We start from the raw sequence: 25,634 nt of genomic DNA, 5'->3' as shown, positions 1-25,634 counted from the left end.
TCTGTGAGAAGGTCGTAGAAGTCATGAGACATGCATGGGGGCTGTGCGCCTGCGCCGTGAAGCCCATTCGCGAAGCCGGCCCACGAGTCCGTTCGGGAAGAAATAGACCGCCAGCACGAACAGGCCGCCGAACCACAGCATCCAGCGGTCGGGTTCGAGGAAGTGATTGAGGACAGGAATGCCACTCGCATGGGGGGCGGTCACGGCCAGCAGCGACTGCAGATAGTTTTCGGCCGCCACGAAGATCACGACGCCCAGCACCGCTCCATAGACGGTGCCCAGACCGCCGATCACCGCCATCAGCAGGATGTTGAGCATGACGTTGAAGCCCACCGAGGTCTGCGGCCCCACATAGCGCATCCAAAGTGCCATCAGCACGCCGGCCGTGGTAGCGAGCAGGGCAGCGATGATGCTGACTGCCAAGCGGTAGATCAGAGTGCGATAGCCAATGGCCTCGGCGCGGAACTCGTTCTCTCGCATAGCTTGCAGTACGCGACCGAAGCGAGAGTTGACGATGCGCAGCATCAGCAGGAACAAGAATGTGCAGGCCGCAATGATCAGGAAGTAGCTGAGCGTGCGCCCGTTGAAGCTCACAGCGAAGCCTGCGATCTCCAGCTGCCGCATACCGGGCATGAGGAGCTCGGGCACGCGGAAGCTGCGGCCGTCGTCACCGCCGGTCAGATCGCTCCAGCGCAGCACGACGGCGCCGAATGCGGAAGCTGCTGCCATGGTCGTCATGGCATAGAAGATGGTTTTGACGCGCAGCGAGATCAGCCCCAGCAGCACTGCGAGCGTCAGTGACACCCCCATCGCCGCGCCAATTCCCATGCCTAGCGCCGCCCAGTTCGGGCCCTTGAGATGAAATGCGATGCCAACGCCATATGCGCCGATGCCGTAGAACATGGCGTGTGCGAAGCTGACCATCCCCGCGTAGCCCAGCAGCAAGTCGAAGCTGCCGACGAGTACCACGAAGACGACGATGGTCACCGCCACGTTCATCATGCGCGCGCCGGGCATCAAGAAGGGTACGGTGATCAGATACAGCGCGATGAGAGCCAGCAGAAGACTTAGCCAGCGGCTGCGCGGCAGGTCGTCCGACAGCACGGCCGATCCAAGTTGTTTGAGCATGAAGTTCCTTTTCCTAGCGGCCTGCCGAGTAGAGCCCCGTAGGGCGCCACAGCAGTACCGCCACCATGACCACCACGTTTGACACCAAAGCCAGGGCCGGCAGGAGATAGCTCACGTAGTTCTGCACCAGTGCGAGAAGCAGTGCCCCGACGAAGCAGCCTCGGATTGAACCCAGGCCACCGATGATCACGACGATCAGCAGCTGCACCAGCAAGTCGGCACCGACCAACGAGCTGAACTGTTCGCGATAGAAGCCCCACATCGCGCCTCCCAGTCCTGCCAGCGCAGCGCCGGCTGCAAAGACCAGCACAAATACCGTCTCGATGCGGTAGCCGAGCGACTGCACCATCTCTCGGTTCTCCACACCGGCGCGGATGACGAGACCGATCCTGGTGCGTCCGAAGAGCGCGAGCAGCCCGATGTAAAGCAGCAGGCCGACAACTACGGCGATGAGGCGATAGCGCTCCACGGAAACGCCTGCAAAGTCGAACGTGCCTCGTACGGCCTCGGGCAAAAGCAGGCTCATCTGCTGAGGGCCCCACAGTGCCAGGATGATCTGCTCGATCATGATGAGCGCACCTACGGTGACCAGGATCTGCTTGAGATGATCTCCATAGACCGGGCGTACGAACAGGCGCTCGAACACCCATCCCACTGCTGCTGAAGTCACGCCGGCCCCTAGCACCACCGTGAGCATGCCCAGCAAAGACATGAGGTTGGAGGTCCCGTAGAGCACAGGCGACACGAGCGCTGCGACTGCCACGCCGACGTAGGCGCCCACGGCGACGAACGAGGCATGGCCGAGGTTCATGACATCCATGAGGCCGAATACCAGAGTCAGGCCGCTGGCCATGATGAACAACAGCATGCCCATGGCGAGCCCCGCCAATGTCAGTGTTGCCCAGACAGGCAAGGATCCGACGAGTGGCAGCGTCAGCACGGCGAGCAGGGACATCACCAGCAGCGGCAGGGCATCGCGCCGAGCCTCTCTCATTGGAGGCAGGACCTCGCCATTCCGCGTGACGGTCAGTATTGGCGAGCCGTGAGGAATGGAAGGCGTCGCCTTTGCGGGAATGTCAGCGTTCATGGATAGAGTGCGCAGCTGCCTCGGTGTCCAGACCGAGCAGGCGTTCCTGAAGAGAAGGTTGCTGAACGAGGTCGGCCATGCTGCTCTCGTGGACGATGCGGCCGTCGTCCATGACGACAACGTGATCGCCCAGCATGCTCACGAAATGGAAGTTCTGCTCCACCAGCAAGATGGTGGTATCGGCTTTCTTGAGCTCCAGCAGCGCATGAATAAGGCTGTCCACCATGCCCGGGGCCAGTCCCTTGGTTGGCTCGTCGATGAGCAGCAGCTGACGCGGCTCAATGATGGCGCGTGCGATCGCCAGCATCTGCTTCTGCCCACCCGATAACGTGCCCGCAGGTCGGAGCCAGAATCGCCGCAGTGCGGGAAACAGCTCGAAGATCCACAGCAGGCGTTCGGACTCCAGGCCGCTCGACAGTGCCGCAAGACGTACGTTCTCTTGTACCGTGAGGCTGGCGAAGATGCCCATGTCCTCTGGAACGTAGGCGATGCCGCGCCGGCTGATCTCCGGTGTGGACAGATGCGAGATGGCTTGTCCGCCGAGCTGGATGGCGCCGGCACTGGCGCGCCATAGACCCATGACGGTGCGCAGCGTGGTGCTCTTGCCCGCGCCATTGCGGCCCAGCAGCGCGGTGATGCCGCGGCGTGGCACCTGGAAGGAGACGCCCTGGAGAATGTGATACTCGCCGATGTGGGTGTGCACGCCGTCCAGGCGAAGCAGATCGTCGCGACTAGGCATGTGCGACTCGCTGTGTTGACGGGCTTGTTCCCAGGTAGGCATCCTTGACGATCTGGGAGTTCATCACCTGTGCGGGAGCTCCGTCTGCCACGAGCGTGCCGTTGTGCAGCACGATGATGCGATCTGCCAGCGACCGGATGACGTCGAGTTTGTGTTCGACCAGGAGAATCGTCCGATCGCCCTGGGCCTTCAAGGTCCGGATGAGGTCCAGCACGCGTGGCACCTCATCGGCGCTCATTCCTGCAGTCGGTTCGTCGAGCATGAGAACCTTGGGTTGCAAGGCCATCAGCATGGCGACTTCCAGCTTGCGTTTGTCGCCATGCGGCAAGCTGGCTGCCGTGTCCTGTGCTCTGGCGGACAGGCCTGCGGCCTCCAGGTGTCCGTGCGCTTGCTGAATCAGATCTACGCGGACACCGGTGCGTGCGAGAAAGTTGAAACCAGCGCGAGCTCTGCTCTGAACCGCCAGCCGGACGTTCTCGAGCACGCTCAGGCGAGGGAAGAGGTTTGTCAGCTGAAATGCGCGCCCCAGGCCCAAATCCGCTCGTGCGGGTGCGCTGGCTCGGGTGATATCGAGGCCGCCGAGCAGCACCTGCCCGCTGCTGGCCCGGATCTGGCCCGATAGCAGATTGAAGTAGGTCGTCTTGCCGGCTCCATTGGGGCCGACGATGGCAGTCAGTTCGCCAGCCCGGAACTCGGCTGTGGCAGCATTGACAGCGACATGTCCACCGAAATGGACGCTCAGGTGTCGCGAGGCGAGTGTGACGGCCATGTCCGCTCCGTTCGCTCAGCGCTTCTTGACCTGCAAAGGGACAGGCAATTCGCCGGCCGGCACCTCGCGCACCGGATCCAGCAGGTCCCATTCGCTGTTGCCGGATGCTCCCTTCATGCGGAAGACGTACATGGGCTGGATGGCCTGATGGTCTTCCTTGCGGAAAGTCAACCGGCCCTTGGGAGTGTCGAAATCCATGCCCTCCATGGCCGCGATCAGCTTCTCCGAGTCGGTGCTGCCCGCCTTGCGCAAGCCACTCAGGATGGCTGCGACACTGATGAAGCCGCTTGCCGTGAATCCGTCGGGCGGTACCTTGTAGCGCTTGAGAGATTCGGCCACGAAGGCATCGTTCATCGGATTCTTCGGGAAGGTGTAGAAGTAGGCCATCCCCCCGATCAATGGCAGACCTGACCACATCCTGGCGTGTTCGTGGTTGGGGCCGCCCACGGCGACGAAGTCGATGCGTTCGCCAGCTGGAACGAGTTCGGAAATCTTGCGCGTGGGATTGCCGGCACCCCAGATCACCACGATGTACTTCTTGCCGGAGGCTCCCTTGAATCGACCGAGGATGCGCTGCATAGGCGCTGTGAAGTCGGTCGTGGATTGAGGCACGAACTCCTCATGTGCCACGTCAACCTTGATCTTCAGTGCCTTGATCGCCTCCTTGAAGGCCGCGACCCCGTCCTTGCCGAACACATAATCCGGTGCCAAGAAGGCGATGCTGTCGCCGTCCTTGAGCGCTGCGGCTGACGCCAGCGCATCCTGGAAGGAATTGCGGTTGGCTCGAAACAGATAGCGATTCCAGGCGCTACCCGTCAGCGAATCGGCCACCGCTGGGTCCACCACCAGGATCTTGCGGTATTCCTCGGCTACCGGTGCCATCGCCAGTGCGCCGCCTGACCATGACGTGCCGATCGCGAGGTCTGCTCCATCGTCCGCGAAGGCCTCTGTCAGCAGTGCCTTCGACATGTCGGGCTTGAACTGATCGTCTTTGACGATCAGTTCGATCTTGCGGCCCAGCACCGTCATCGTGCCGCCAGTGAGCTGGTCAAGCGCAATCCGAACCCCTCGCTCAGTCTCGCGGCCGAACTGCTCCGCAGGCCCCGTCTTACTGGCGATGAGCGCGATCTTGATGGGCTTGCTCGTCTGCGAGAAGGCGGCCATCGGTACCCAGAGCAGGGCAGTTGCAACGGCCAGGCGCGCCCAGCTCGGGATGTGCTTGTCTCTCATGAGAGTCTCCGTTTGTCGTTGGTGAAAGCGAATGCCATTTGTACGTCAAACAAATAAATTTGTATTTAGTACAAATACCAAAAGCGTCACCCAGGAGACAGGGGAGGGGCAAGAAGAAAGAGGCTTGATCGCCGTGCTTGGGGCGGGGCGACTTGATGCCCGACTTTTGGAAAGCGCAGGTGGCGACGCACAGTGGTCGGCCCCCTCGGCACGCTGTCAACCATGGTCGGCGGCCCCGAACCCTCGGCCCGAATTCCGGCATCGGACATTAGTGCTTATCCGATGATCCTTCCGGCGAAGCTTCATGCCTGCGAACCCTCATCGACGATGCGCTCGAAGATCGCGGCATCCCATTGCAGGAGATCGCGGAAGTGAATGCGATCCCAGAGCTGATCCAACTGACTGCAGGCGTTGGCTGCACGATCCTCCCCCTCGCTGCGGTCGCGGAAGAACCGCGCGCCGAAATCCTATCCGGCATGCGGATCGAACCGGCGATCTCCAGGCCAATGTTTCTCATGCGAGCCACTACGCGTCCACAGACAGCCGCCGTCACTGCGGTGCTGCGCCCTATCGCCAGACTCGTCCTCCGGCTCGTCGGGGGCGCGTGGCCCGCACGTTTGGCCACCAGATAGCCCAGGACCGCGCGTTCCAGGTCCAAAGCGGCTCCCGTGCGAAACCGCGACCAACATGGAGTTCCAGCAGGGGAAACGTGCGCGCGGACTCGCGCAACCTGTCGCCGACAGGACCATGATCAACGACCGCCTCTATGACATTCGTCATATAGCAGCTACGATCGCGGACTTAACGCTTGGCACATACAAAGCGAAGTCAGGCATTCCTAGGTCGCGCGGTGAGCAGGTGCCTGCGCGCCGGGGGCGACGAGAATTTGAAGAACGCAGCGGTCGAATCGGTCTCCGAGGCATCTCGCCACATGACCTGCCAAGCACTGATCTTCGACGTCGGAGCTGATCTGAGATGACCCTCGCGCCGGCGGTCCGGACTCAAGCATCGGTTAAGAAAGGCAGATATGCACATGAGCGCTCGTGCGAATGAACTAGCGGCCTATGCCCAGGCCGACCACGCGAAAACGCATAAGGCGGCTGCCAGCAACGCAGCCGAGAAGGTCAATGCAGATCAATTACAGGCGGACTGGGAAAAGTTGCAGCGTGATGGCTACGTCATCCTGGAGAGAGTGCTGGATGGCCAGCAACTGCTATCCATCAAGGCTGACATCGTCCCCCGGTTGTCCCTAACCGGCCGAAACAACTTTGAGGGACATAGAACCCAGCGCCTCTACGCTGTACTCGAGAAGACGCGGGCGACCGATCCGTTGGTGGAGCACCCTCGGATCCTGGCGCTGCTCGACCGACTTTTCCTTCCCAACTACCTACTTTCGCAGTTGCAGATCATCAACATCCTGCCGGGAGAGTCGGCGCAGATGATGCACTTCGATGACGCCTTCTACAAAGTGAAGCGCCCCCGTCTTGCGCTGGGCGCGGCGACGGTCTGGGCCTTGGATGATTTCACCGGGACCAACGGCGCGACGCAACTGATTCCCGGCAGTCATCTTTGGGATGATGACCGTGTACCGACCGCTGATGATGTGGTGGTCAATGCTGTCATGCCAGCAGGCTCTGTGATCTTGTTTCTTGGCACTTTATGGCACGGCGGTGGAGCCAACCGATCCGACGCATCGCGGCTGGCGGCGACCGCGCAGTATTGCGAGCCTTGGTTGCGAACGCAGGAAAACTACTTTCTTTCGGTATCGCGTGATACGGCCCGGCAGTTGTCTGAAGACATGCTCCGGATGCTCGGATATTCCATTCATCCTCCCTTTATGGGAATGAGCAACGGCATGAGCCCCAAACGTGCCCTCGATCCGAGCTGATAACGGGGCCACCATCGGCCCAGCTCGATGGCCGAGCCAGTTCACGCGCGCATTGGCGATCGGGCTGAGTGACGGCCTCACGTTCTTCATGCATACGGTTCGGCGACGCTGCTTGCACTGTTAACGCTGGTCGTACTACTGATCTTCAAGGGCCTGAAACAGTTCAAGGGCGAGGACGCCGAGGCGACAGCGGCGCGATTCCTACGGGCGTTCGAGTCCGCACCTCAGCTATGCTGCCTTGATGCGCCTTGAAGATCTGGATGTCTTTCGCGCCGTTCACGAGACCGGCAGCTTTCAGCGGGCCGCGCTTCGCTGCGGACTAAGCCAGTCGGCAGTCACAAAAGTGGTGCGCAAGCTCGAGGACGAATTCGGCGTCCAGTTGATCGAGCGCGGCGCAGGCGCACTCGCACTAACTCCCGCTGGCCGCACGTTGTACTTGAGAGCTATGGAACTCAGCGCGCTCACAACCGCGACACGGCGCGACATGGCCGGCGAGGTCGCCGCAATGCGCGGGGCAATACGGCTCGGCGTCGTTCCCGCGTTGCTCGCCAGTGTGGCCGCACCGGTGCTAGCCGACATGCTGCCGGGACCGCACTCCGTCCAGTTGCTAGTGAGCGTCAAGCACTCGGCAGAACTGGTGCGCATGCTGGAAGAAGGCAAGCTCGACCTAGCGGTATGTTTCGGCGTGCAGTACCTCCCACCCGATGTGGTGCGCACGCGGATCGGTCCCCAGTGCTACAGGCTTGTGGCCCGCGCGGGTCATCCACTTGCATCAGGTGCCCCTAATTTAGAGCAGCTTTCAAAGTCACGCTGGCTGCTTCCCACGTCCGACGTGACGCTCAGGACCGAGATCGAGCGAATGTTCGCCGAAGCGGGTTTCCGTGAGCTGGATGTGCGCGTCGAAACCGACACCTCGGCCACGCTTCTGATCCCGCTCCTCCGCCGAAGCGACCTGCTCACGGTGCTTCCCGAGCAAGCCTTCCAGCCGCTCGCTGGTGAAGGGTTGGCCGCGCTGGACATCGACCTGCATGCACTGACAGGCGAAGTAACGGTATATCACCGACGCAAGACGCCCTCCGTCGGGTTGCTGATGGAGTTGAAGCATCGGCTCGAGACTCAGGCCCGAAACAATTCCCTTTCTGGTCGGCCTAGCCAGCATTCCGCCAAGGAATCGATATAGGAAAAAAAGTCGTCGGGGCCTCTCTAAAGTTCCTGAACGGCCCCGGGACGTTCATTCGCAACGTCTCGGATCAATCTGGTGTATCGCGCCATCTGGCTATCGGTCTCAAGTAGATCGGGTTCGGGTGAGCGTCGGTGCGCTCGTTTGAATGGACTCACGTTCGCGCCGCCGCAACCGTGGCCGACGGTGAAGAACCAGACCGCGGCCGTCCCCCGTCAAGGAAGCCGAAGAGCGGCTTTGCAAAGAGAAAGCGACTGATGGATTTTCAGGGCAGCCTGTATGAGCGTTTCCGCCAATCGGCACACGTGTTTGAAAAAAATCCACTCTTGGCCGTTCCAGGTCGGCTGGCCGAAACATGGGAGGTACAGCGGGAATTTCGGTTCGGCGAGGTCCTTGCTCGGGTCGACGCGCTGAAGGGGGTGTACGCGGACCAGGGTGTGAGCGAGGGAGGGCGAGTGGCTCTGGCCTTCGAATCGAGGCCGGAGTTCGTGTTTCACTACTTGGCGCTCAATGCGTTGGGAGCCTGCGTGGTGCCGCTGAACACTGATCTGACGGTCGCCGAGCTGTCTTACCAACTGGGACACTCCGGTTGCGATGCCATCGTCGGCCTTCCCCTGCTGCGGCCGCTGCTTGCGAGTTCCATCGAAGCCTCCGGTCGCGCCATTGCGTTGAGCACCAACGGCCCCGAGGGACTGCCCCGCTTGCGAAACCACGCGAATGCTGCCGCCGTACAAACAGTGCCCTTTGACCGCGCAGCCGCCATCCTCTACACCTCTGGCACAACCGGCCGCCCCAAGGGCTGCGTCCTGACCAACGGCTACCTGCAAACTGCGGCTGACTACGCCCGCCAACTGCCACCCCATCTGGCCTTCGCCGAAGGTGTTGAGCGGCAGATGAACCCGCTGCCGCTGTATCACATGAATGCGATCAACACGCTGGGCACCGCCGTCGTGACGGGCTCCTGTTATGTGATGCCGGGACGGTTCAGCGCCACGCACTGGTGGAACGACATCGCAGACACCAAGACAACTCGCTTCAAGTACCTCGGGATCATGATCCCTGCCCTGCTCGCTCAACCCGAAACCGAACGCGATCGGCACTCGGGTGCGAAGGTGGCGTTCGGCGCGGGCGTCGACCCGGTGCTGCACGAGCGATTCGAGCAGCGGTTCGGCATTCCGCTCATTGAGGTCTGGGGAATGACGGAGACCGGCCGTTTCATGTGCGTCGACCGGGAGCCTCGCCAGATCCATACGCGGGCCTGCGGCAGGCCGCTGCCCGGCATGCAGGCCCGCATCGTCGATGACGCGGGCCAGGAAGTGGCCGAGGGCACGGTGGGCGAACTCGTGGTGCGCCACACCGCAGAGGCCCCCCGCCATGGCTTTTTCAGTGGCTACCTCGACGATGCAGAGGCCACCGAGGCCGCATGGGCCGGCGGCTGGTTTCACAGCGGGGACCTGTGCACCCGTTCGTCCGACGGACTGTTCACCTTCGTCGATCGCAAGAAGAACATCGTACGCCGCAGCGGCGAAAACATCTCCAGCGCGGAAGTTGAGGCGGTTCTAGCAGCCAGCCCGCTGGTTAAGCAGGCGGCCGTGATGGCGGTCCCGGATGCGCTGCGCGACGAAGAAGTTCTCGCCTGCGTGATTCCTGCTGCGGGAGTCACCCGCGACCGTTCACTGGCGCTGGCGCTGCATCGGTTCGCGGCGGAACGACTGGCCTATTACAAACCGCCTGGCTGGATCTATCTCGTCGACGACTTGCCGATCACTGGCACGCAGAAGGTGCAGAAGCACCGCATCTTTCCCGACGGCTTCCATGCCGGGCTGCCCGGCCTGCACGATGTGCGTGACCAGAAGCGCTGGAAGAAGTGAGGCAGACCGCCATCGTCCCAATCCCCATCAAAGAGAAGAATCCATGACAGCAACCACTACCAACTCAGAACACAGTCGCAGTCGCAGTCGTCCGTATGGTCTCGACGATCGCTATCACCTCCAGCACGTGCACCTTTTCGCATCGAACATCGACGAGACAATCAACTTCTACAAGACGTGGTTCAATGCCCGCGTCACCTGGGACGGCGATTACGGCGGCGCACGCAATGTGTTCATGAAGATCGGCATCGGCGCCATGCACCTGTACGAGCAATCGCCGCGCGATCTGGGGCGCAATGCCGTGCACCATCTGGGCATGCAAGTGGTCGGCCTACATGAGGTCTACGGGCGCATGAAGGCGGCGGGCCTGCATCTCCCCAACCCCGTTCGGGAGCACTCTGGCGGTGGCTACTTCATGGTCAAGGCGCCGGACAACGTGCTGCTCGAAGTGTTCGAACCCGGAAGGAATCGCGATCCACGCGTACGTGAGTACTACGGGTTGGGCATCGACGAATGACGCCTTGCGCGGCCGAACCCCGGCTTCACTGAAAAACCCGAACTCGATGGCCAGCAGCGGGGAAGCGCTGCCAAGTCCAACACGTCCATCGCGCTTCCGTTTAAGTTCAAAAGAATCGCTGCCCGTACTCACAGAACCGGCGCAGCAACGAAGGAGACATACATGCAATTCATCAAGATCATCATCGCAGCTACAGCGCTTGCCTGCAGTGGCCTGTCATCGGCCCAGAACTACCCCAGCAAGCCAGTGACCCTGGTCGTGCCAGCCGCGCCTGGAGGAGGAACGGATATCCTGGGAAGAGCGTTCGCCGAACAGTTGAAGAAACGACTTGATCAGCCGGTCATTGTGGACAACAAGCCTGGAGCCTCCGGAATGATCGGGACGCAAGCGGTCGCCAAGGCCTCACCAGATGGCTATACCTTGCTATTCACCTATTCGTCTCCGATCTACTATGCGCAGCACACCTTCAACAACGTCCCCTACGACGTCAAGCGTGATCTGGCGGTGATCTCGGAGGTCGCAACCAACACCATGATCCTTATGGTGAACAACGATGTGCCCGCAAAGAACATGAAAGAGTTTGTTGCATGGGCCAAGAAGGAAAAAGGGCGTCTCAGCTACGGATCACTTGGGACGGGCTCTGGCGGACATCTCACAGCAGCTTATCTGAGCAAGTCTCAAGGCCTCGAAATGGTCCATGTGCCTTACAAGAGTGAAGCACCTTTCGCCCAGGATCTTGCAGCCGGCGTGGTGCCGTGGGGCATGGGAACGCTTGCGCCCATGCTTCCGCTGATCCAAAGCGGCAGGGTGCGGCCGATTGCAGTTCTTTCCGAGAAGCGGCTGCAGGGCTTGCCGAACGTCCCCACCATGAAGGAGGAAGGTTTTCCTGATCCTGAACTGGTCACCATGTCCTGGTTCGTCTTCGCTGCTCCTGCTGCGACGCCAAAGCCGATTCTCGATCGGCTCGAGAAGTACGCGCGCGAAATTGCCCAATCACCCGCAATGAAAGCGAGACTAGAGGAGCTTGGGATGGATGCAGTGGGCGGTAGTGCCGCAGACTTTCGCCGAAACTTCGATGCGACGGGGCCGCTCATCGAGAAGCTCGTGAAGATCTCAGGCGCGCGCAACGAATAGTCCACACTCGAAGAGTTTCAATGCGCAGTCGCCGCCTCCAACAAGGCTTGCAGTTCAAGCTGAACGGCGTCAAGCGCCTGCGTGCTGCGCGCAACTCGACACATCGCAACAGTGCCTTCGATGGCAGCCACGACGAGCGCCCCCAGCCGCTGCGCGCGACTTGCGGCCACGCCTTCGCGGCGCAGCGCTGCGGCCAAGATGGTTTCCCAGCGCCCGAAGGCCTCGTGAGCCAGCTCGCGAAGTTGCTTCCCCGACTCGGCGTCTTCCTCGTCCGCCATGGGTTCAACCGCCACCGCCAGTACGGGACATCCGGCCTCGAAATCCGAGCTCTCGAGGATGCGGCGCCACCAGCCGATGAAAGCTTGTAGGCCTTCGGCCGCACCGCGTTCCTTCATCAGCGCTTCCAGCGGTACAGCCACACTCTCGGCGGCGTGGCGCACAGCCTCTTCCAGCAGTTGCTGCTTGCCGCCGGGGAAATGATGAGCCAATGACCCGCGCGGCGTGCCGGTGTGCTGCACCACGGTTCGCAGGCTTGTGGCGTGCACGCCGCGCCGGCTCAGCAGGTCTGCGGCGCCGGCGATCATCTTGTCTCGGGTGGAGGAGGACATACGGGTTGCTCTCTATGTCAAATGTCATAGAGAGTGTATGATCAAAATCACTATGACACTTGACATAGAAAATCCGAAGCCTCGTATTCGCCGAGGCGCACAGAACCCCATCCCAAGGAGAAATCGCCATGACAGATGAAACCGCTGCGGCCCAGGTGCGTATGTCGGTCCAAGACCACGTATGCGTGATCTCGCTGAACAACGCGGCGAAGAAGAACGCGATCACGCCGGAAATGATGCAGCAACTGTCGCAACACCTCACGGCTTTCGACGACGACGAGGAGCTGTGGGTGGCCGTGCTGGATCCAGCGGGTGAACACACCACCGCGGGATTGGACATGCCGAAGTTCTTCGGCCCCACTGCTATCGCGAAGCCGATCCCTGCGCAGCAGGTGGATCCGCTTGGACTGGCCCGACGCTGCCGTAAGCCAGTGATCTCGGTCGTTCATGGCGTCACCTACACGGTGGGCATCGAGATGATGCTCGCGGCCGACATAGTCATTGCGGCCGACACGGCGCGCTTCCACCAGTTGGAGGCAAAACGAGGTATCGCCCCTCTAGGGGGGGCGCATTTCCGCTATCTGCAGCGCATGGGCTGGGGCAACGCTATGCATCTGCTTTTCTTGAGCGAAGAGTTTTCGGCTCAGCGCGCGCTAGAGGTCGGTCTGGTGCAGGAGGTCCACCCCTACGGTGCCCACCGCGAACGCGCGCTCGACATTGCTCGCCGTATCTGCACCTGTGCGCCACTCGGGCTGCGTGCCACTAAAGCGGCGGCGCTGACTTATGTGCAGCAGGGCGAAGCTGCAGCGATCGCCGCCATTCCCGAAATCCGCAAGCAGGTCTTCGCCAGCGCTGACTTCAAAGAAGGCCTGCAGTCGTTCATGGAACGGCGCGAGGCCCGCTTCCAAGGCCGTTAAGTTTCGGTCATCACTTTCGTCCATCCGACCACGAACTACCGATCCCATCATGACCATCGTCACCGTGACCACCCCCGAAGGTCGTCTGTCGCTCGAGCAGCGGCGCGAACTCGCCCTTTCGCTGACTGATGCAGTGCTCGTCCCCGAAGTTGGCCAGCTCGCGCCACCGGCTCGCATCGGCTTCCAGGTGCACTTCGTCGAGCGCACGCCCGACCGTATGGCAATCGGCGGCCGGCTTCTGTGCGACCGGTCGACCGCACCCGATGTCGCCACCTTCGACATCTGCGTGATGGATGCGTCGTGGCCACTGTCGATGCGCAAGCAGGTGACCGAGAATGTTCTGGCAGCGATGGCAAGGGCGTGCGCAATGGACCAGCCCTCGCCCGCGTGGTGGACCACGTTCCGCACCATTGACGAAGGCAGTTGGGGCTCGCGCGGCAGCGTGCTGTCGATCCTGGACCTGCTGGGCAGCGGCGTTTTCACGCCTGAGCGTGTAGCCGAGATCCGCAAGGCCCTGAGCTGAGCACGGGCGCGGCACGAATGTCTGAATCCTTACCTCTTCAATCTCCCATCGACCGATTGGTTGAACTGATCTCCCTGCAATCTACTGCACCTGATTGCTTCACCGGACAAAGCGAAGACATCGGCACTCCATCTGTGTTCGGCGGCCAGGTGTTAGCCCAAGCCCTCCTTGCTGCCGGGCGCACGGTCCCTGCCGAACGATCGATCCATTCGATCCACGCTTACTTCTTGCTGCCAGGAGTTCATGCACCGATCAATTATTCGGTAGACAGAGTGCGCGACGGTCGCAGCTTCACCACGCGGCGCGTGGATGCCAGTCAGGACGGCGAGACGATTTTTGAGTTGCTCGCGTCCTTTCAGTCGCCAGAATCCGGCGTGGAACACCAGCCGTTAATGCCGGATGTGCCCGAGCCCGAAACGCTTCGCAGCGAACGCGAATACCGCCTGTCAATTGCCGATCGAATTCCCGCACACATCCGAGAAAAGGCTCTGCAGCCGCCCGGCATCGAGTTCCGGCACGTCAACCCCATCGACTTACTGAACGCCCGGCCACGGCCAGCGACGATGGCCAGTTGGGTCCGGGCCTCGGCTCCCTTGGCGAATGATCCGCTCCTGCATCGCGCACTGCTGGCGTATGCCTCGGATCACACTCTGCTGCTCGCCGCGACAATGCCCCACGGCTTGAGTCTTCTACGTGGCGATGTGCGACTGACCAGCCTGGATCATGCGATGTGGTTTCATCGCGACTTCAGGATGGACGAGTGGCTGCTTTATCAGATCGAATCCCCTTGTACTAGCGGCGCGCGAGGCCTATGCCGCGGTCAGTTCTTCGATCGCAGTGGGCGACTGGTTGCTTCCACCATCCAGGAAGGAGTGGTCCGAGATCAACGCCGCATTCAAACCCGAACGGCCTCACCCAGCCTGGCCCGCGCGCCGTTTATCCTCACACACTCTTGACCACCGCTGCGACGTTTGCGCTGAAGGCCTCGGCGGCGCGCAAGTTGCCAGCGAACATCCCCTCCGCTGAAGCGCTGGAACGTGAGGCCACGAGCAGAACCATGCCGCCAACGAGATGATTGAGAGCTCATCCCGCGCCTCGACACCCACGGACTTTGTTCTGCGGCACTTTCAGCGCGCGCAACCGATCCTGAGGGAGGCGATGCTTGCCCAAACGGAAACAGAATCCGAGCACGTCGCCCCCTCTGTGTTCATCCATCTGGCAGCCCCAATTCATTCCGCCCGATCGTTCTAGCTCCGTGCTGTTTTCATTCCTTACTGAGCATCGGGCCGTACGCCTCGATTCGCGACTCAACGACGAGCGCCCCCAATCTCGGGGAATATCGGCCTCCCAAACCACAGGTTACAGCTGGACGATAGCGTGCTTGTCAAGCGTCGCATCACCGCCATCCCGCAAAAGGCTAAAGGCGTTTCCCGGCTACGTCGCTGCACAGAGGGATCCACGGCCGCCAGCCGACCTTATCGACCATCGGGCCATCCTCACTCGCATCGACCTCGACCAGTGGCGGACCGGCGAGAAGACGGTTCCGCCATGCAGGAACACGAGCACCGGCAGTATGCTGGTGGCGCGCGACGCCCTGCTGCCAAGGCTTTGGCTTTGGCGTACTGCCTGGCTTCCTTGCGGACACGGCAATCAGTGACGGATCGCTTGGTCCCACTGCTGACGGGGCATACCTTGAGCGGCCGAGATGCGAGCGCGTTGTAGCCTCGAAGTCAGCCGCCGTAGCTCGCTCGTTCGGCATCTCGTGTCTACAGCACTGACATGTTCGCGCCGTAGACCTGCGTTCCTGCCTTCTCCAGTTTTCACCCCACCACGGGAGCCTTCTTCACCTCCTGGATGAATCGGGCTTCGTAGATCTGCGCCTCCCACCATTCCAGCAGTGGCTTGCGCTTGTGCGCGAACTCCACGTAGTGGGGCATGCGGATGTGGTCATCCAGGTTCTTCTGCTCCTCCCATAGCTCGTACACGAACATTTCCTGCTCGTCCTCGATGGAGGGGTAATGAGAGTAGGCCAGATTTCCCGGCTCATTTCGGGTGTTAACCACGTTGTCCATCACGAACGACAACAACTCGTCTCTCTTGCCCGGCTTGAGCCTGTACTTGACTGCGACGACGACCGCCATGCTGCATTTCTCCTTTTGCCAACGCCTGTGGAAGCGGCTTTACGCCACTCAATGAACGGAATGCCCTTTGCGACCCTACGAACTTCATTGGTCGGACTGAACGGCCCTCGTCGCTTGCAACTCAGCGCGCAGCTTGACAAGTGACTTCGCCGATCGAGCATTAAGTCGCAAGCTCAACATGCATCGCCTGAAGCAGTCGCTCGACTTCGCGTTGCGTGCCCACGCTGATTCGCACCCACTCGGGCAGACCATACGAATCAACAGGCCGGACGATGAGGCCGTGCTTTTCCAGCTCGCGCGATAGTGCCGCACCCTGCCCCACCCTAGCGAGAACGAAATTGGTATTTGAATCGAGGATCTGAACCCCAAGGTCCGTCAAACCCTTCACCAACACTCGGCGCACGCGATTGTTCATCTCGATGGTGCGAGACAGGAACTCCTGGTCACCCAACGCCGCGATCGCAGCCACCTGAGCCGTGTGCGTTACGGTGAATGGGGAGCGAACCCTGCGAAGCATGCCCGCGAGTGCGGGCTGGGCGATGCCGTATCCCACACGGAGTCCCGCCAGACCATAGGCTTTCGAGAAGGTGCGCAGTACGACGAGATTTGGAAAACGCTTCGCCCAGTGGATTGAATCTCCCCGAAGTTGCGGGCTCATGAACTCGAAGTAAGCCTCGTCGAGAATGACCACCACGTGCGGAGGTACGTCCGATAGAAAGGAGACCAGCTCGTCCGGCTCCACAACCGTCCCCGTCGGGTTGCCCGGGTTGGCGATGTAGACCAGCGAGGGATTTTCGCCGAGTGCCCGTCCCAATCCGTCCAGATCGACTTTGAGACCGGGTGATGGAACGACGATGGGCACGGCACCCAGCCGTTTCGCCGCATTCACATAAGCCTGAAAGGAGTACGCCGAATGCGCCGACTTTCGTCCACCCTCCAGAATCGTTGCGGCTACGTTTCCCAGCACACTCTCGGACCCGGCGCCGACGACCACCCACTCCGGCGAGATGTCATGAAACTGCGCAATAGCCTTCACCAGAAAGGCACAGTCGCTGTCGGGATACCTTGAGATGTCGATCGCCGCCTTGGCCAGTGCTGCCAGCGCCTTGGGGCTTGCCCCGAGCGGGTTCTCGTTCGATGCGAGCTTGACGATCTCGTTCTCCTCGAATCCAAACCGCGCGGCCAGATCGGAGATTGGCAATCCAGGCACGTAGGGTTTGAGGGATTCGATATGAGCGGGGTAGATGGGCATTGCAGTCATATGCGCATGCTCTCGTAGTTTCCCAGCCTTGCCCAGTCAGGCCGCGTCGTTCATGATTGCCTTTGGAAATCACCCTTCCCGCTCGCAGCCATCGCATTCATGACATTGCAGCAGTTGAAAGATCTTGTCGCCGTCGTCGCCCATGGTGGATACCGCGCGGCTTCTCGGGTTCTCGGTGTTTCTCAGGCCGGACTGACCAAGAGCTTGGCCAAATTGGAAGAAGAGTACGGCATCGAGTTTCTACAGCGAACCGCGAAAGGCGTTGTCCTTACGGCGCGTGGGGAGGAGTTCATGGCCCACGCGCGGGCTGTCCTGCTGGAAGCGGAGCGTGCCGAGCATTGGTTGCAAGCGATCAAGACGCCAGCCGATGTGCAGGTCAAGGTCGGGGTATCTGTCGAACCCTCCTTGCGCTTGGTACCTGCGGTATTGAAAGACTTCCGCCGTACCTTTCCTCAAGCCGTCATCCACCTCGCGCAGCGCTCGTCCAGCGAGCTTCTGGCAGCCGTTCGCGACGGCAGGCTGGATCTGGCCGTGATGCGGCTGCCCCAGTTGGACGAAACAGGGGACTTGTGCGTTCAGACGTTGTACACGGCGGCCGCCGCCCTGTTCGTGCGCCGGGGTCATCCGCTGCGCAACGCGAAATCCATCGCAGATCTAGCTGCCTCGGAATGGATCGTGGTGGGTGATCCATCTCGCCCGGGCCACCAGGACGAGAGCATTCAGGAATTGTTCCTACAGCATCTTCTAGGACGGCCGCGCTTCGCTTGTGTATCGGACTCGCTGTTTGGAGCTATTTCGATGCTTCTTGAATCCGATTGCGTCGCGCGACTGCCTTCGTCGCTGCTCACACACCCGCTCGCGGCCAATACGCTGATCGAAATCCCTATCCGGGAACAAGCGGATCTGATCTTCCAGGTCGGTATCGTCTACAAGGCCGGAAGACGCTTGAATCCTGCGGCATCGCAACTTGCATCCATGCTCAAATCGTTCTCGCGCATGACACAGGCCCTTCAACGCTCCACCGCTGCGCAGGCTTGAAGCTTGATAGCTACGAGAGAAAGGGTTCGCTGCCTTATTGGCGGATCTTGCCCAGGCCGCTCACGATCGACAGTTCGACATAGCGCGAGCCCGTGTGCTGCGTCGGCCTGAAGGTCACGCTGTAACCGCCCATGTCATAGGGCGCCATGCTATGCAGCGCGCTCGCCATGCCTTCACGCGTCGGCTTCGCTCCCTGGCGGCGCACCGCTTCAACAATCACGCGACCGGCAATATAGCCTTCCATCATCGCAAAACTCAACGGCACTTCGGGTTGTTGCGCCTTCACCGTGTCGCTGAACTCCTTGGTAAGGCGGCCCTTGATCTGATAGGGGCTTGGCGCGACCTGCGCGATGATCACCCCCGCCATCTGCTCGTCGCTCAGGCGTTGCGACAGCTGCTCGATTTCGGTTCCAGAATGTCCCAGCAACTGGGCCGTGCCGCCAAGGCTGCGGTAAGCCTCGATGAAGGCCGCGGCCGCAGCGCCACTGGTCACCATGAGGATGGCCTGCGGCTTTGCCTGTATGAACCGGCTCGCCGCCTCGCTCACCACGGTGGTGTTAGGTGCGTAGGAAGCTCGCGTGATAATCGTAACGCCCGCCTTTTGCGCCTCGGTATCGGCGGCAGTCACCAGCGCCTGCGCATTGAGGCTGTTTTCGTAGAGCAGGCCCAAGCGCTTGATACCCACAGTAGCCAGATGCGCAGTCATCTGGGCGAGTTCGTCGCGAAGGTTGGCGCGCACGCTATAAAGCATTGGCGTCTCGTCCTGCATCTCCGCGCTTCGATAACCCACGAGCACGAGACGCTCGTCTTTCAACAGCCCTGAAGCTGCCAGATCCGAGATATTTCGGCTGCCGAAGTAGCCAGCCAAGACCAAGGGCTTCGCTTCGGCCACAAGTTGCCGGGTGAGCGCCACCGTGTCGCTGGGCTGGCCACGATCGTCTTTGCGCACCAAGGTGAACGTATGGCCATTGGTGCCGCCCTCCTTGTTCACCGCTTCGAAGTAGATCTGCATGCCCGCGCTGTAGGCTCGGCCCTGCCGCGCCTCCGGTCCCGTCAAGGGAGCAACCTGGCCCACGACGATCTGCGCCGCATCTGCGGCCTGTGCGCCGAGGGACAGCCAAACCGCGGACACGGCAATGAATGATCGGGCATTCGAACAAAGGAACGATTTCATTTCATACCCTCTCATGATTGATGCACGTCGCCGCCGACGCGTTTTCAAGAACCGCAGTTACTCACACTAACGACATGTGCCATGTCTGAATCGTTTTTGCCGGAATGAAGCAGGGCTTCCCCCGCCTTTTCCTGCTACTCAGGCTTGAAGCCGGATTCGCGTACCACCGGAGCCCATTGCTGAAGCTCCTGGACCTGCAGGCGCGAAAATTCCGCGGACGGCATGTAGGCGCTTTCGATCACCATCTTGTTCAGCCTCGCGTTCAATTCCTGTGAGGCAAGTACCTGGGCGAAGGCGTGATCCACGCGATTGACGATGTCCTTTGACGTCTTCGCCGGCATGAAGGCTCCGAACCAGCCTTGCACCGAGGCCATCTTCACGCCTTGTTCGGCGAGCGTGGGAATCTCGGGTGCGAGTGGATAGCGCTTGTCACTGAAGATGCCGACCACGCGGATCTTGCCTGCTCGCTGATGCTCGATCTGATCGATTAGCGTGTCGATGCCCACCGGCAGGTGACCGCCGATCAGATCTGACACCAACGGCGCACCGCCCTTGAAGGCGACATGGGTCCAATTGACTCCGGTCTCTCTCCCGAACACAAGGCCGGTAAAGTGCGCCATGCCTCCAGCACCTGAAGTTCCGTAGCTGGGATTAGGCGACGCCTTCATCGCAGCGATGAGTTCTGCCACGGTCTTGGTGTTGGACGAGCCAGGAACGGCAAGGCCGAAGGGGTAGCTCGCGAGGCGGGAAACCGCGACGAAGTCATCCGTGATCTTGTAATCCAGTTTTTCCGCATAGACCAGCGACTGGATGGTGGTCAACGAGTTTGGTGCAATCAGGATCACGCTGCCATTCGCAGTCTCGCGCTTGACCTGCGATGCCGCGATTCGTCCCCCGGCACCCGGCCGGTTATCGACGACCACCGTGGCCTTCAAGGCATCCTGCAGCGGTTGCTGAATGAGCCGAGCCAGCGTATCGACGCTGCCACCAGGTGGATAGGGCACCACCAGTTTGACCAGCGGCGGCATCTGTGCGTGGGCGGAAAGAGCGATCGATGCGACGGCCAGCCCGAGGAGAAGAATGGAGCGACGAGGAGCGATGGTCATGATCTTGAGTTGGTTAAGTGAAGGACGCGCGATGCTGTCTTTACTCTGTCATCTTTGAAAGCTCTGCTAGCGCATCGCGATTGCGTGCAGCAATCGGTGAGGCGCTTATTCACCGCTTACTCGACACGAGCACCGGAGGTACGCACAACTGGTGTCCAGCGCTTGATTTCGCTGGCCATGAACTGGCCGAGCTCGGCGGAGTTCGACCCCACTGGCTCGGCACTCAGATCCTCCATACGCTTGCGCACCACCGAGGTTCGCGTTGCTCGCGCCGCTGCGTCGTTGAGTCGCGAGATGACAGATGAAGGTGTATTGGCTGGCGCCAGCAGCGCGTTCCAGGTTTCAGCGAGAAAGTCGGGGAAGCCGGCCTCGGCCGAAGTCGGCGTGGTCGGCAGGCTTGAAAGTCGCTGCGGCGTTGTCACCGCCAGCGCGCGAAGCTTTCCAGATTGGATATGAGGCAAAAGCGCAGGAACGGTGTCGTAGACGATGTCGATGCTCCCCGAGAGCAGGTCCTGCAAGGCAGGCGCCGCGCCCTTGTAGGGAACATGCGTCGACTGCACTCCTGCCTGCGAATTGAACATCTCGCCCATCAGATGGCTGAACCCGCCCACCCCCTGGCTACCGAAGGTCAGCTTGCCAGGATCTTTGCGCATGGCCTGCGCGAGCTGTCCTAAGGATTGCCAAGCCGAGGACGCCTGTACCACTACGACGCCGCCCACGCGAGCGATCAGGGAAACGGGTGCAAAGCTGTGTATCGGGTCATAGGGCAGCTTCGCATGCAGCGCGGGGTTGATCGCATGGGTGGACACGGTGGCCATCAGCATGGTGTATCCATCCGCCCGCGATTTCGCCACGATGTCCGCCCCCATGCTCCCACCAGCGCCCGCCCGGTTGTCGACCACTACGGGCTGCCCCAGTGCGCCGCTCATTTCGACCGCCACGAGTCGAGCTACGATGTCGGTTCCGCCACCGGCTGCAAAGGGCACGACCATCTTGAGTGGCCTTTGCGGGAAAGGCTCTTCCGCCTTCACGCCATAGCAAAGTGAAACGGCGGATGCAAGAAGGATGTGTCTGCGCAACATTTTTCAGTGGCCCATGCTATTGGCGAAGAGCGGTCAGGCACCGTGCAGCGACCGGTACTGCAGGAGATCCTCGATCCCGAACCGGCCGTTCTCGCGCCCGAAGCCGGACCAGCCCCACCCGCCAAAGGGTGTCGCGAGATTCTGGGCGGCGCCGTTGATCACCACCTGCCCTGTCTTCATGCGCCTCGCGAATGCGGCGGCACGCGCCGGATCGGCAGACCACACCGCACCGGACAGGCCATAGCGCGTGGCATTGGTCAGGGCAACGGCTTCATCCTCGGAGTCGTAGGCCATTACCGAGAGAACGGGTCCGAAGACCTCCTCCCGTGCGATCTCCATGTCCGGTCGCACGCCGGAGAAGACCACCGGCGGCACGTAGTACCCCTGCGAGAATTTTTCTGGCACCTTGCCAGCCTCTGCCACCAGACGCGCGCCCTGTTCGCGCGCACGTGCGACCATGGCCAGCACCCTTTCATGCTGGCTGCGACTCGCGACCGGTCCCAGGCGAGTGCTCGCGTCCAAGGGGTCGCCTAGCGGCCATGATTCCAATGCGGCGCCGAGCCGGCCTTCGATCTGCTCGAGCAAGCCTCGAGGCGCGATGAGACGGGATTGGCTGACACATGCCTGTCCGGAGTTGGCCATGCTCAGGCGCACCACAGCGGTCAGAGCCGTCTCCAGGTCGGCATCGCCGAGCAGCACCGCAGCAGACTTGCCCCCCAACTCCAGAGTGACCGGTTTGAGATCCTCCGCTGCCGCGGCCATGATCTGGCGACCGACCGCGGTCGATCCTGTGAAGCTGACGTGCCGGACGTCGGGATGCCGAACGAGCCTGTCTCCGACATCGGGCCCGCCCCAAACCATGTTCACCACACCCGGTGGCAAGCCTGAGCATTGGACCGCTTCCATGAAAACCTGCGCGGCGCCCGGCGAGACCTCGCTGGGCTTCAGAACAATGGAGCACCCTGCAGCGATGGCTGGCGCGACCTTGGCGACGATCTGATGCAGAGGGAAATTCCAGGGCGTGATTGCGGCAACGACCCCCGCCGGCACTCGTTCGACCCGGCCGTTGCCGATCTGCTCGATCCATGTGACCTGTGGAATACCGTCCCTCGCGAACTGCAGGCCCTTCAAGGCCATGGGAACCTGCATGAGCTGGCCCAGCCACACAGGGCAGCCCATCTCGCGGGCCAGAAGCGAAACCGCCTCGTCAGTGCGCTTGAGAAGTTCCGCGTGCAGGCGAGTCAGGGCCTCGCTTCGCTCCTCCAGTGTCGATTGTGACCACGCCTCCGATCCGGCGCACGCGCTTCGGACCGCTTGATCGACGTTCTCCTGCGTGCAGGGAACGACCTCGCCGATGGTTCGCCCCGTGGAAGGGTCCACCACCGGCATGGCGGAAGTGCCTTCGGATCGCACGAAGGCCCCATTGGCATAGAAGCTGTCGTAGCGCCTCATCGCGAGGTCTCGCCGAGCGGATTGGCAGGCGCCTGCGGCCCACTCATGCCCTTCATGGGCTGAAGCCGAAGCAGATGCCACGGGCTCGGCATCACGCCCACCTTGGCCTCGATCAGCACTGGCCCAGGATGTGTGTTCGCCTCGCGCACGGCGGCCTCCAGCTGCGATGGCGATCCCACCGCTTGGAAGGCGACACCGAAGGCGCGCGCCAGCAATTCGAAGTCGGGGTTGGCAAGATCAACGCCAACCTCTGCACCGAACTCCCGCTTCTGGATCGCACGCACGTTGCCGTAGTGCCCATCATTGAAGACGATCAGGGTCACCGGAAGCCGGTAGCGCTGAGCGGTCGCCAGCTCCTGCATATTCCAACCGAAGCCCCCATCCCCGGTCACCGAAACAACACGCCGTCCCGCGGCACCAACCGCGGCCCCAAGCGCGACGGGGAAACCATAGCCCAGTGTCCCTTGATATCCCGGCCCGATATAGGTTCGCGGCGCGTAGACGGGAAACGCGATCCGTGCCAGGTAGCCTACCTGCGTCAACTCGTTGACAAAGATTCCGTCCTCCGGCATCGCCTTGCGGATCGCCCGGACATAGGAGGCCTGCGGTTCCACCAAATCGATCTGGCCCTGCGCCCAGCGCTTGACCGACGCGGCCTGCTCATTGGACAGCCTGGCATTCACTTCCACCCGTTCCGCCAGTTCGCGCAACGCTGGCAAGGCATTGGCCACAAGCGACACCTCGGGCGATCTTGGCGGGCCCAGGTCCGCTTCGTCGATGTTGACGTGGATGTATCGGACCTTGCCGGCGGGCCAGGAGGGCGTCGGCGTCAGCACATCTGCGAACCGACTACCCGCGACGAGGACCACGTCCGCATGCTCGAAGACTGCGCGGCCCGCCAAGGCATTCATCGCTAGCGGATGGTTGTCGCTGATCGCTCCTCGACCGTTGTCGCTCATGACAACGGGCGCGCCGATCTTTTCGGCAAGGCGCTGCAGTTCAGCATGCGCATCGCTTGCCACAATGCCTCCACCCACATAGATGACGGGAAAGCGCGCCGCATCCAGCAGCACGACCGCTCTCTGAACCTGCACGAGGTCTTCCGCGCTCAGATTCGTCTGCGGCTGGGCCGCTTCTGGAGCGCTGGAATTGACGTTGGTCAACGCGCTCAGATAGTCGTGGGGAATCTCCAAGCCGACCGGACGCGGCCGGCCTCGTTCGAGTTCGCGGAAGGCTTTGTCCAGAGCGACACGGATGTCGGAGGGGGACGTAGCCATGTGATGCCATTTGGTCAGTCCCCGGACGAAGCCCGACTGATCCTTGATTTCGTGCAGCAGTCCGCAGCCTTTGCCAATGCCGCTGGAATGGATCTGTCCTGTCACGAACAGAACCTTGGAATTTGAAGCATAGGCCGTCGCCAAGCCGGCGCCCGCGTTGAGCGCGCCGGGCCCAGGCACCACCATGGCAGCTCCGATACGGCCAGTGGCACGGTAGTAGCCGTCCGCCATGTAGGTGGTTGTCTGCTCGTGCCGAGGGATGAACAAGCGGACCTCATCACTTCGCTGCCGCAAAGCGTCCACAGCCCAATCGAGCTGGATGCCCGGGATGAGGAAGAGATCCTTGATGCCGTTCTTGATCAGGCCATCGACCAATGCCTGGCCTCCGGTAGATTGCGGTGTGTCGCTCATGTGCTGCTCGCTTGAAGTGGAAAATGGGTGTGCTGACGCCGAGGATGGGGCGACATGTCAGGCGCCCGTAGCGTAGGACCGAGGTTGATATCTGGTTGTAGGGCGTGCTCGCCGACCTACTCGGCCTTGGCTCCGGTGGCCTTGACGACCGCGCCCCATTTCCGGGATTCGGACGCGATCCAGGTCGCAAACTGATCCGGCGTGCTTGCGATCACCTCGAACTCCATGTCGTGAAGCCGCGCCGTCATATCTGGTGAGTTCAGGATCTTGGCGATCTCACGGTAATAGCGTTCGATAATCGGCTTAGGCGTTCCAGCCGGAGCAAGCAAGCCGACCCAGCCGGTGGCCTCTAGATCCCTGTACCCGAGTTCGATCAGTGTCGGGACATTCGGAGAACTCCGAAACCGCTTCTCCCCTGTCGTTGCCAGCAGTTTCAGTCGCCCCTGAACCACGAACTGTTGGACGTTCCCGGGCACCATGAATGCCACCTCCACATTCCCGCCGAGCAGATCCGTCACCGCCGGCGTAGCTCCTTTGTAGGGAACATGCGTGACGCTGATGCCAGCGGCGGCCTTAAGCATCTCCATCGTCAAGTGCGAAGCGCTTCCCATGGCAACCGAGGCGTAGGAATACTTCCCTGGACTGGCCTTCGCCTTGGCGATGAATTCCTTGGCGGTCGAGAAGTCCGCCGCAGGCCCCGCCACCAAGTACTGCGGAGTCTTCACTGCCAAGGTGATGGGCGCCAGATCCTTTTGCGGGTCGTAAGGCATCTTGGCAAACAGCGACGGATTGATCGCCAACGGGCCGTTGTAGCCGACCAGTAGGGTATGACCGTCGGGAGGCGACTTGGCCACGAAGTCAGCGCCGATGTTGCCGCCCGCTCCCGGCTTGTTCTCCACGACGACAGGCTGTCCCAGAGCCTCCTGGAGTTTTGGCGCGATCAGCCGGGCCAAGGCGTCATTGGTACTTCCCACGATGGGCACCACGATCTTGATGGGTTTCGTGGGTGCCCACTCCTGGGCGACAGTCGGTGCTCCGGCCAGCATGAGGCCCGTCGCGGCGAGCCCCGCCGCCATCATTCTGTGCATCATGAGTTCACAC

Annotated in this window: 24 protein-coding genes; 10 read left to right on the top strand and 14 right to left on the bottom strand. The window is 61.5% G+C overall.

The genetic code is table 11. The features are described from left to right. Positions 1–21: 21 nt before the first annotated feature. The 5 genes from EJP69_RS14645 to EJP69_RS14625 all read right to left on the bottom strand — a co-directional run bounded on the left by EJP69_RS14645 (position 22) and on the right by EJP69_RS14625 (position 4,953). Positions 22–1,128: a branched-chain amino acid ABC transporter permease gene (locus tag EJP69_RS14645; RefSeq protein ID WP_126470908.1), complete on the bottom strand. Its 1,107-nt coding sequence runs from the start codon at positions 1,126–1,128 to the stop codon at positions 22–24. Positions 1,129–1,141: 13 nt separating this feature from the next. Beyond that, a complete protein-coding gene (locus EJP69_RS14640; protein ID WP_206169334.1) occupies positions 1,142–2,122 on the bottom strand; it encodes a branched-chain amino acid ABC transporter permease in 981 nt (326 codons plus the stop codon). An 82-nt stretch (positions 2,123–2,204) separates the two neighbouring features. After that, a complete protein-coding gene (locus EJP69_RS14635) occupies positions 2,205–2,954 on the bottom strand; it encodes an ABC transporter ATP-binding protein (protein ID WP_126470904.1) in 750 nt (249 codons plus the stop codon). Next, positions 2,947–3,723: an ABC transporter ATP-binding protein gene (locus tag EJP69_RS14630; protein ID WP_126470902.1), complete on the bottom strand. Its 777-nt coding sequence runs from the start codon at positions 3,721–3,723 to the stop codon at positions 2,947–2,949. Before EJP69_RS14630 ends, EJP69_RS14635 begins: the two co-directional genes overlap by 8 nt. A gap of 15 nt (positions 3,724–3,738) precedes the next feature. Next, positions 3,739–4,953: a substrate-binding domain-containing protein gene (locus EJP69_RS14625; RefSeq protein ID WP_206169321.1), complete on the bottom strand. Its 1,215-nt coding sequence runs from the start codon at positions 4,951–4,953 to the stop codon at positions 3,739–3,741. Positions 4,954–5,261: 308 nt separating this feature from the next. Between EJP69_RS14625 and EJP69_RS30060 the strand changes: the two genes are divergently transcribed. The 6 genes from EJP69_RS30060 to EJP69_RS14595 all read left to right on the top strand — a co-directional run bounded on the left by EJP69_RS30060 (position 5,262) and on the right by EJP69_RS14595 (position 11,543). Next, the gene (locus EJP69_RS30060) at positions 5,262–5,585 is read left to right on the top strand and encodes a LysR substrate-binding domain-containing protein (RefSeq protein ID WP_126471115.1); all 324 of its coding nucleotides are present in this window, start codon (positions 5,262–5,264) and stop codon (positions 5,583–5,585) included. Positions 5,586–5,986: 401 nt separating this feature from the next. After that, on the top strand, positions 5,987–6,841 hold the full coding sequence (locus EJP69_RS14615; RefSeq protein ID WP_126470900.1) for a phytanoyl-CoA dioxygenase family protein: 855 nt from the start codon (positions 5,987–5,989) through the stop codon (positions 6,839–6,841). A gap of 241 nt (positions 6,842–7,082) precedes the next feature. Then, positions 7,083–8,021: a LysR family transcriptional regulator gene (locus EJP69_RS14610; RefSeq protein ID WP_145760750.1), complete on the top strand. Its 939-nt coding sequence runs from the start codon at positions 7,083–7,085 to the stop codon at positions 8,019–8,021. A 257-nt stretch (positions 8,022–8,278) separates the two neighbouring features. Further along, positions 8,279–9,892 carry an AMP-binding protein gene (locus EJP69_RS14605; protein ID WP_126470896.1) on the top strand — a complete coding sequence of 538 codons (1,614 nt, stop codon included), beginning with the start codon at positions 8,279–8,281 and terminating at the stop codon, positions 9,890–9,892. Positions 9,893–9,935: 43 nt separating this feature from the next. Then, positions 9,936–10,409 carry a VOC family protein gene (locus EJP69_RS14600; protein WP_126470894.1) on the top strand — a complete coding sequence of 158 codons (474 nt, stop codon included), beginning with the start codon at positions 9,936–9,938 and terminating at the stop codon, positions 10,407–10,409. Positions 10,410–10,571: 162 nt separating this feature from the next. Then, positions 10,572–11,543, top strand: a complete 972-nt coding sequence (locus EJP69_RS14595) for a Bug family tripartite tricarboxylate transporter substrate binding protein (RefSeq protein ID WP_126470892.1) — start codon at positions 10,572–10,574, stop codon at positions 11,541–11,543. 17 nt (positions 11,544–11,560) lie between these two features. Here the strand turns inward: EJP69_RS14595 and EJP69_RS14590 are convergent, their stop codons facing one another. After that, positions 11,561–12,151: a TetR/AcrR family transcriptional regulator gene (locus EJP69_RS14590; protein ID WP_126470890.1), complete on the bottom strand. Its 591-nt coding sequence runs from the start codon at positions 12,149–12,151 to the stop codon at positions 11,561–11,563. A gap of 128 nt (positions 12,152–12,279) precedes the next feature. On the opposite strand from EJP69_RS14590, the gene EJP69_RS14585 reads away from it, so the two are divergent. Genes EJP69_RS14585 through EJP69_RS14575 form a run of 3 tightly spaced genes read left to right on the top strand, consistent with a single transcriptional unit; the run spans position 12,280 to position 14,547 of the window. Further along, a complete protein-coding gene (locus tag EJP69_RS14585) occupies positions 12,280–13,068 on the top strand; it encodes a crotonase/enoyl-CoA hydratase family protein (protein WP_126470888.1) in 789 nt (262 codons plus the stop codon). A gap of 49 nt (positions 13,069–13,117) precedes the next feature. Further along, positions 13,118–13,591, top strand: a complete 474-nt coding sequence (locus EJP69_RS14580) for a tautomerase family protein (protein ID WP_126470886.1) — start codon at positions 13,118–13,120, stop codon at positions 13,589–13,591. 56 nt (positions 13,592–13,647) lie between these two features. Then, positions 13,648–14,547: an acyl-CoA thioesterase gene (locus tag EJP69_RS14575; RefSeq protein ID WP_240652147.1), complete on the top strand. Its 900-nt coding sequence runs from the start codon at positions 13,648–13,650 to the stop codon at positions 14,545–14,547. An 864-nt stretch (positions 14,548–15,411) separates the two neighbouring features. Here EJP69_RS14575 and EJP69_RS14570 read toward each other — a convergent pair. Continuing rightward, positions 15,412–15,732, bottom strand: a complete 321-nt coding sequence (locus EJP69_RS14570; RefSeq protein WP_126470881.1) for a putative quinol monooxygenase — start codon at positions 15,730–15,732, stop codon at positions 15,412–15,414. Positions 15,733–15,892: 160 nt separating this feature from the next. Next, positions 15,893–16,984 (bottom strand): histidinol-phosphate transaminase, encoded by a 1,092-nt coding sequence (gene hisC / locus EJP69_RS14565; RefSeq protein WP_186475847.1) that lies wholly within the window; start codon positions 16,982–16,984, stop codon positions 15,893–15,895. A 108-nt stretch (positions 16,985–17,092) separates the two neighbouring features. Here hisC and EJP69_RS14560 point away from each other — a divergent pair, with 108 nt between their 5' ends. After that, positions 17,093–18,031, top strand: coding sequence for a LysR family transcriptional regulator (locus tag EJP69_RS14560; protein ID WP_126470877.1), 939 nt, complete (start codon positions 17,093–17,095; stop codon positions 18,029–18,031). Between the two features lie 34 nt (positions 18,032–18,065). Here the strand turns inward: EJP69_RS14560 and EJP69_RS14555 are convergent, their stop codons facing one another. The 6 genes from EJP69_RS14555 to EJP69_RS14530 form a co-directional block, all read right to left on the bottom strand. After that, positions 18,066–19,205, bottom strand: coding sequence for an ABC transporter substrate-binding protein (locus EJP69_RS14555; protein WP_126470875.1), 1,140 nt, complete (start codon positions 19,203–19,205; stop codon positions 18,066–18,068). 134 nt (positions 19,206–19,339) lie between these two features. Next, positions 19,340–20,311: a Bug family tripartite tricarboxylate transporter substrate binding protein gene (locus EJP69_RS14550; protein WP_126470873.1), complete on the bottom strand. Its 972-nt coding sequence runs from the start codon at positions 20,309–20,311 to the stop codon at positions 19,340–19,342. A gap of 116 nt (positions 20,312–20,427) precedes the next feature. Continuing rightward, entirely contained in the window at positions 20,428–21,393 is a 966-nt protein-coding gene (locus EJP69_RS14545) for a Bug family tripartite tricarboxylate transporter substrate binding protein (protein ID WP_126470871.1), read from the bottom strand. Positions 21,394–21,426: 33 nt separating this feature from the next. Further along, positions 21,427–22,845 carry an aldehyde dehydrogenase family protein gene (locus EJP69_RS14540; RefSeq protein ID WP_126470869.1) on the bottom strand — a complete coding sequence of 473 codons (1,419 nt, stop codon included), beginning with the start codon at positions 22,843–22,845 and terminating at the stop codon, positions 21,427–21,429. Further along, a complete protein-coding gene (locus EJP69_RS14535; RefSeq protein ID WP_126470867.1) occupies positions 22,842–24,533 on the bottom strand; it encodes a thiamine pyrophosphate-dependent enzyme in 1,692 nt (563 codons plus the stop codon). The genes EJP69_RS14540 and EJP69_RS14535 overlap by 4 nt, the downstream gene beginning before the upstream one ends. Before the next feature lie 116 nt (positions 24,534–24,649). Further along, positions 24,650–25,624: a Bug family tripartite tricarboxylate transporter substrate binding protein gene (locus EJP69_RS14530; protein ID WP_126470865.1), complete on the bottom strand. Its 975-nt coding sequence runs from the start codon at positions 25,622–25,624 to the stop codon at positions 24,650–24,652. Positions 25,625–25,634: the final 10 nt, after the last annotated feature.

The sequence above is a fragment of the Variovorax gossypii genome, from assembly GCF_003965815.1.
In the GTDB taxonomy this organism is placed as follows: Bacteria; Pseudomonadota; Gammaproteobacteria; order Burkholderiales; family Burkholderiaceae_C; genus Variovorax; species Variovorax gossypii.
The sequence above is the reverse complement of the archived record's forward strand: the minus strand, read 5'-3'. Positions and strand labels throughout refer to the sequence as shown.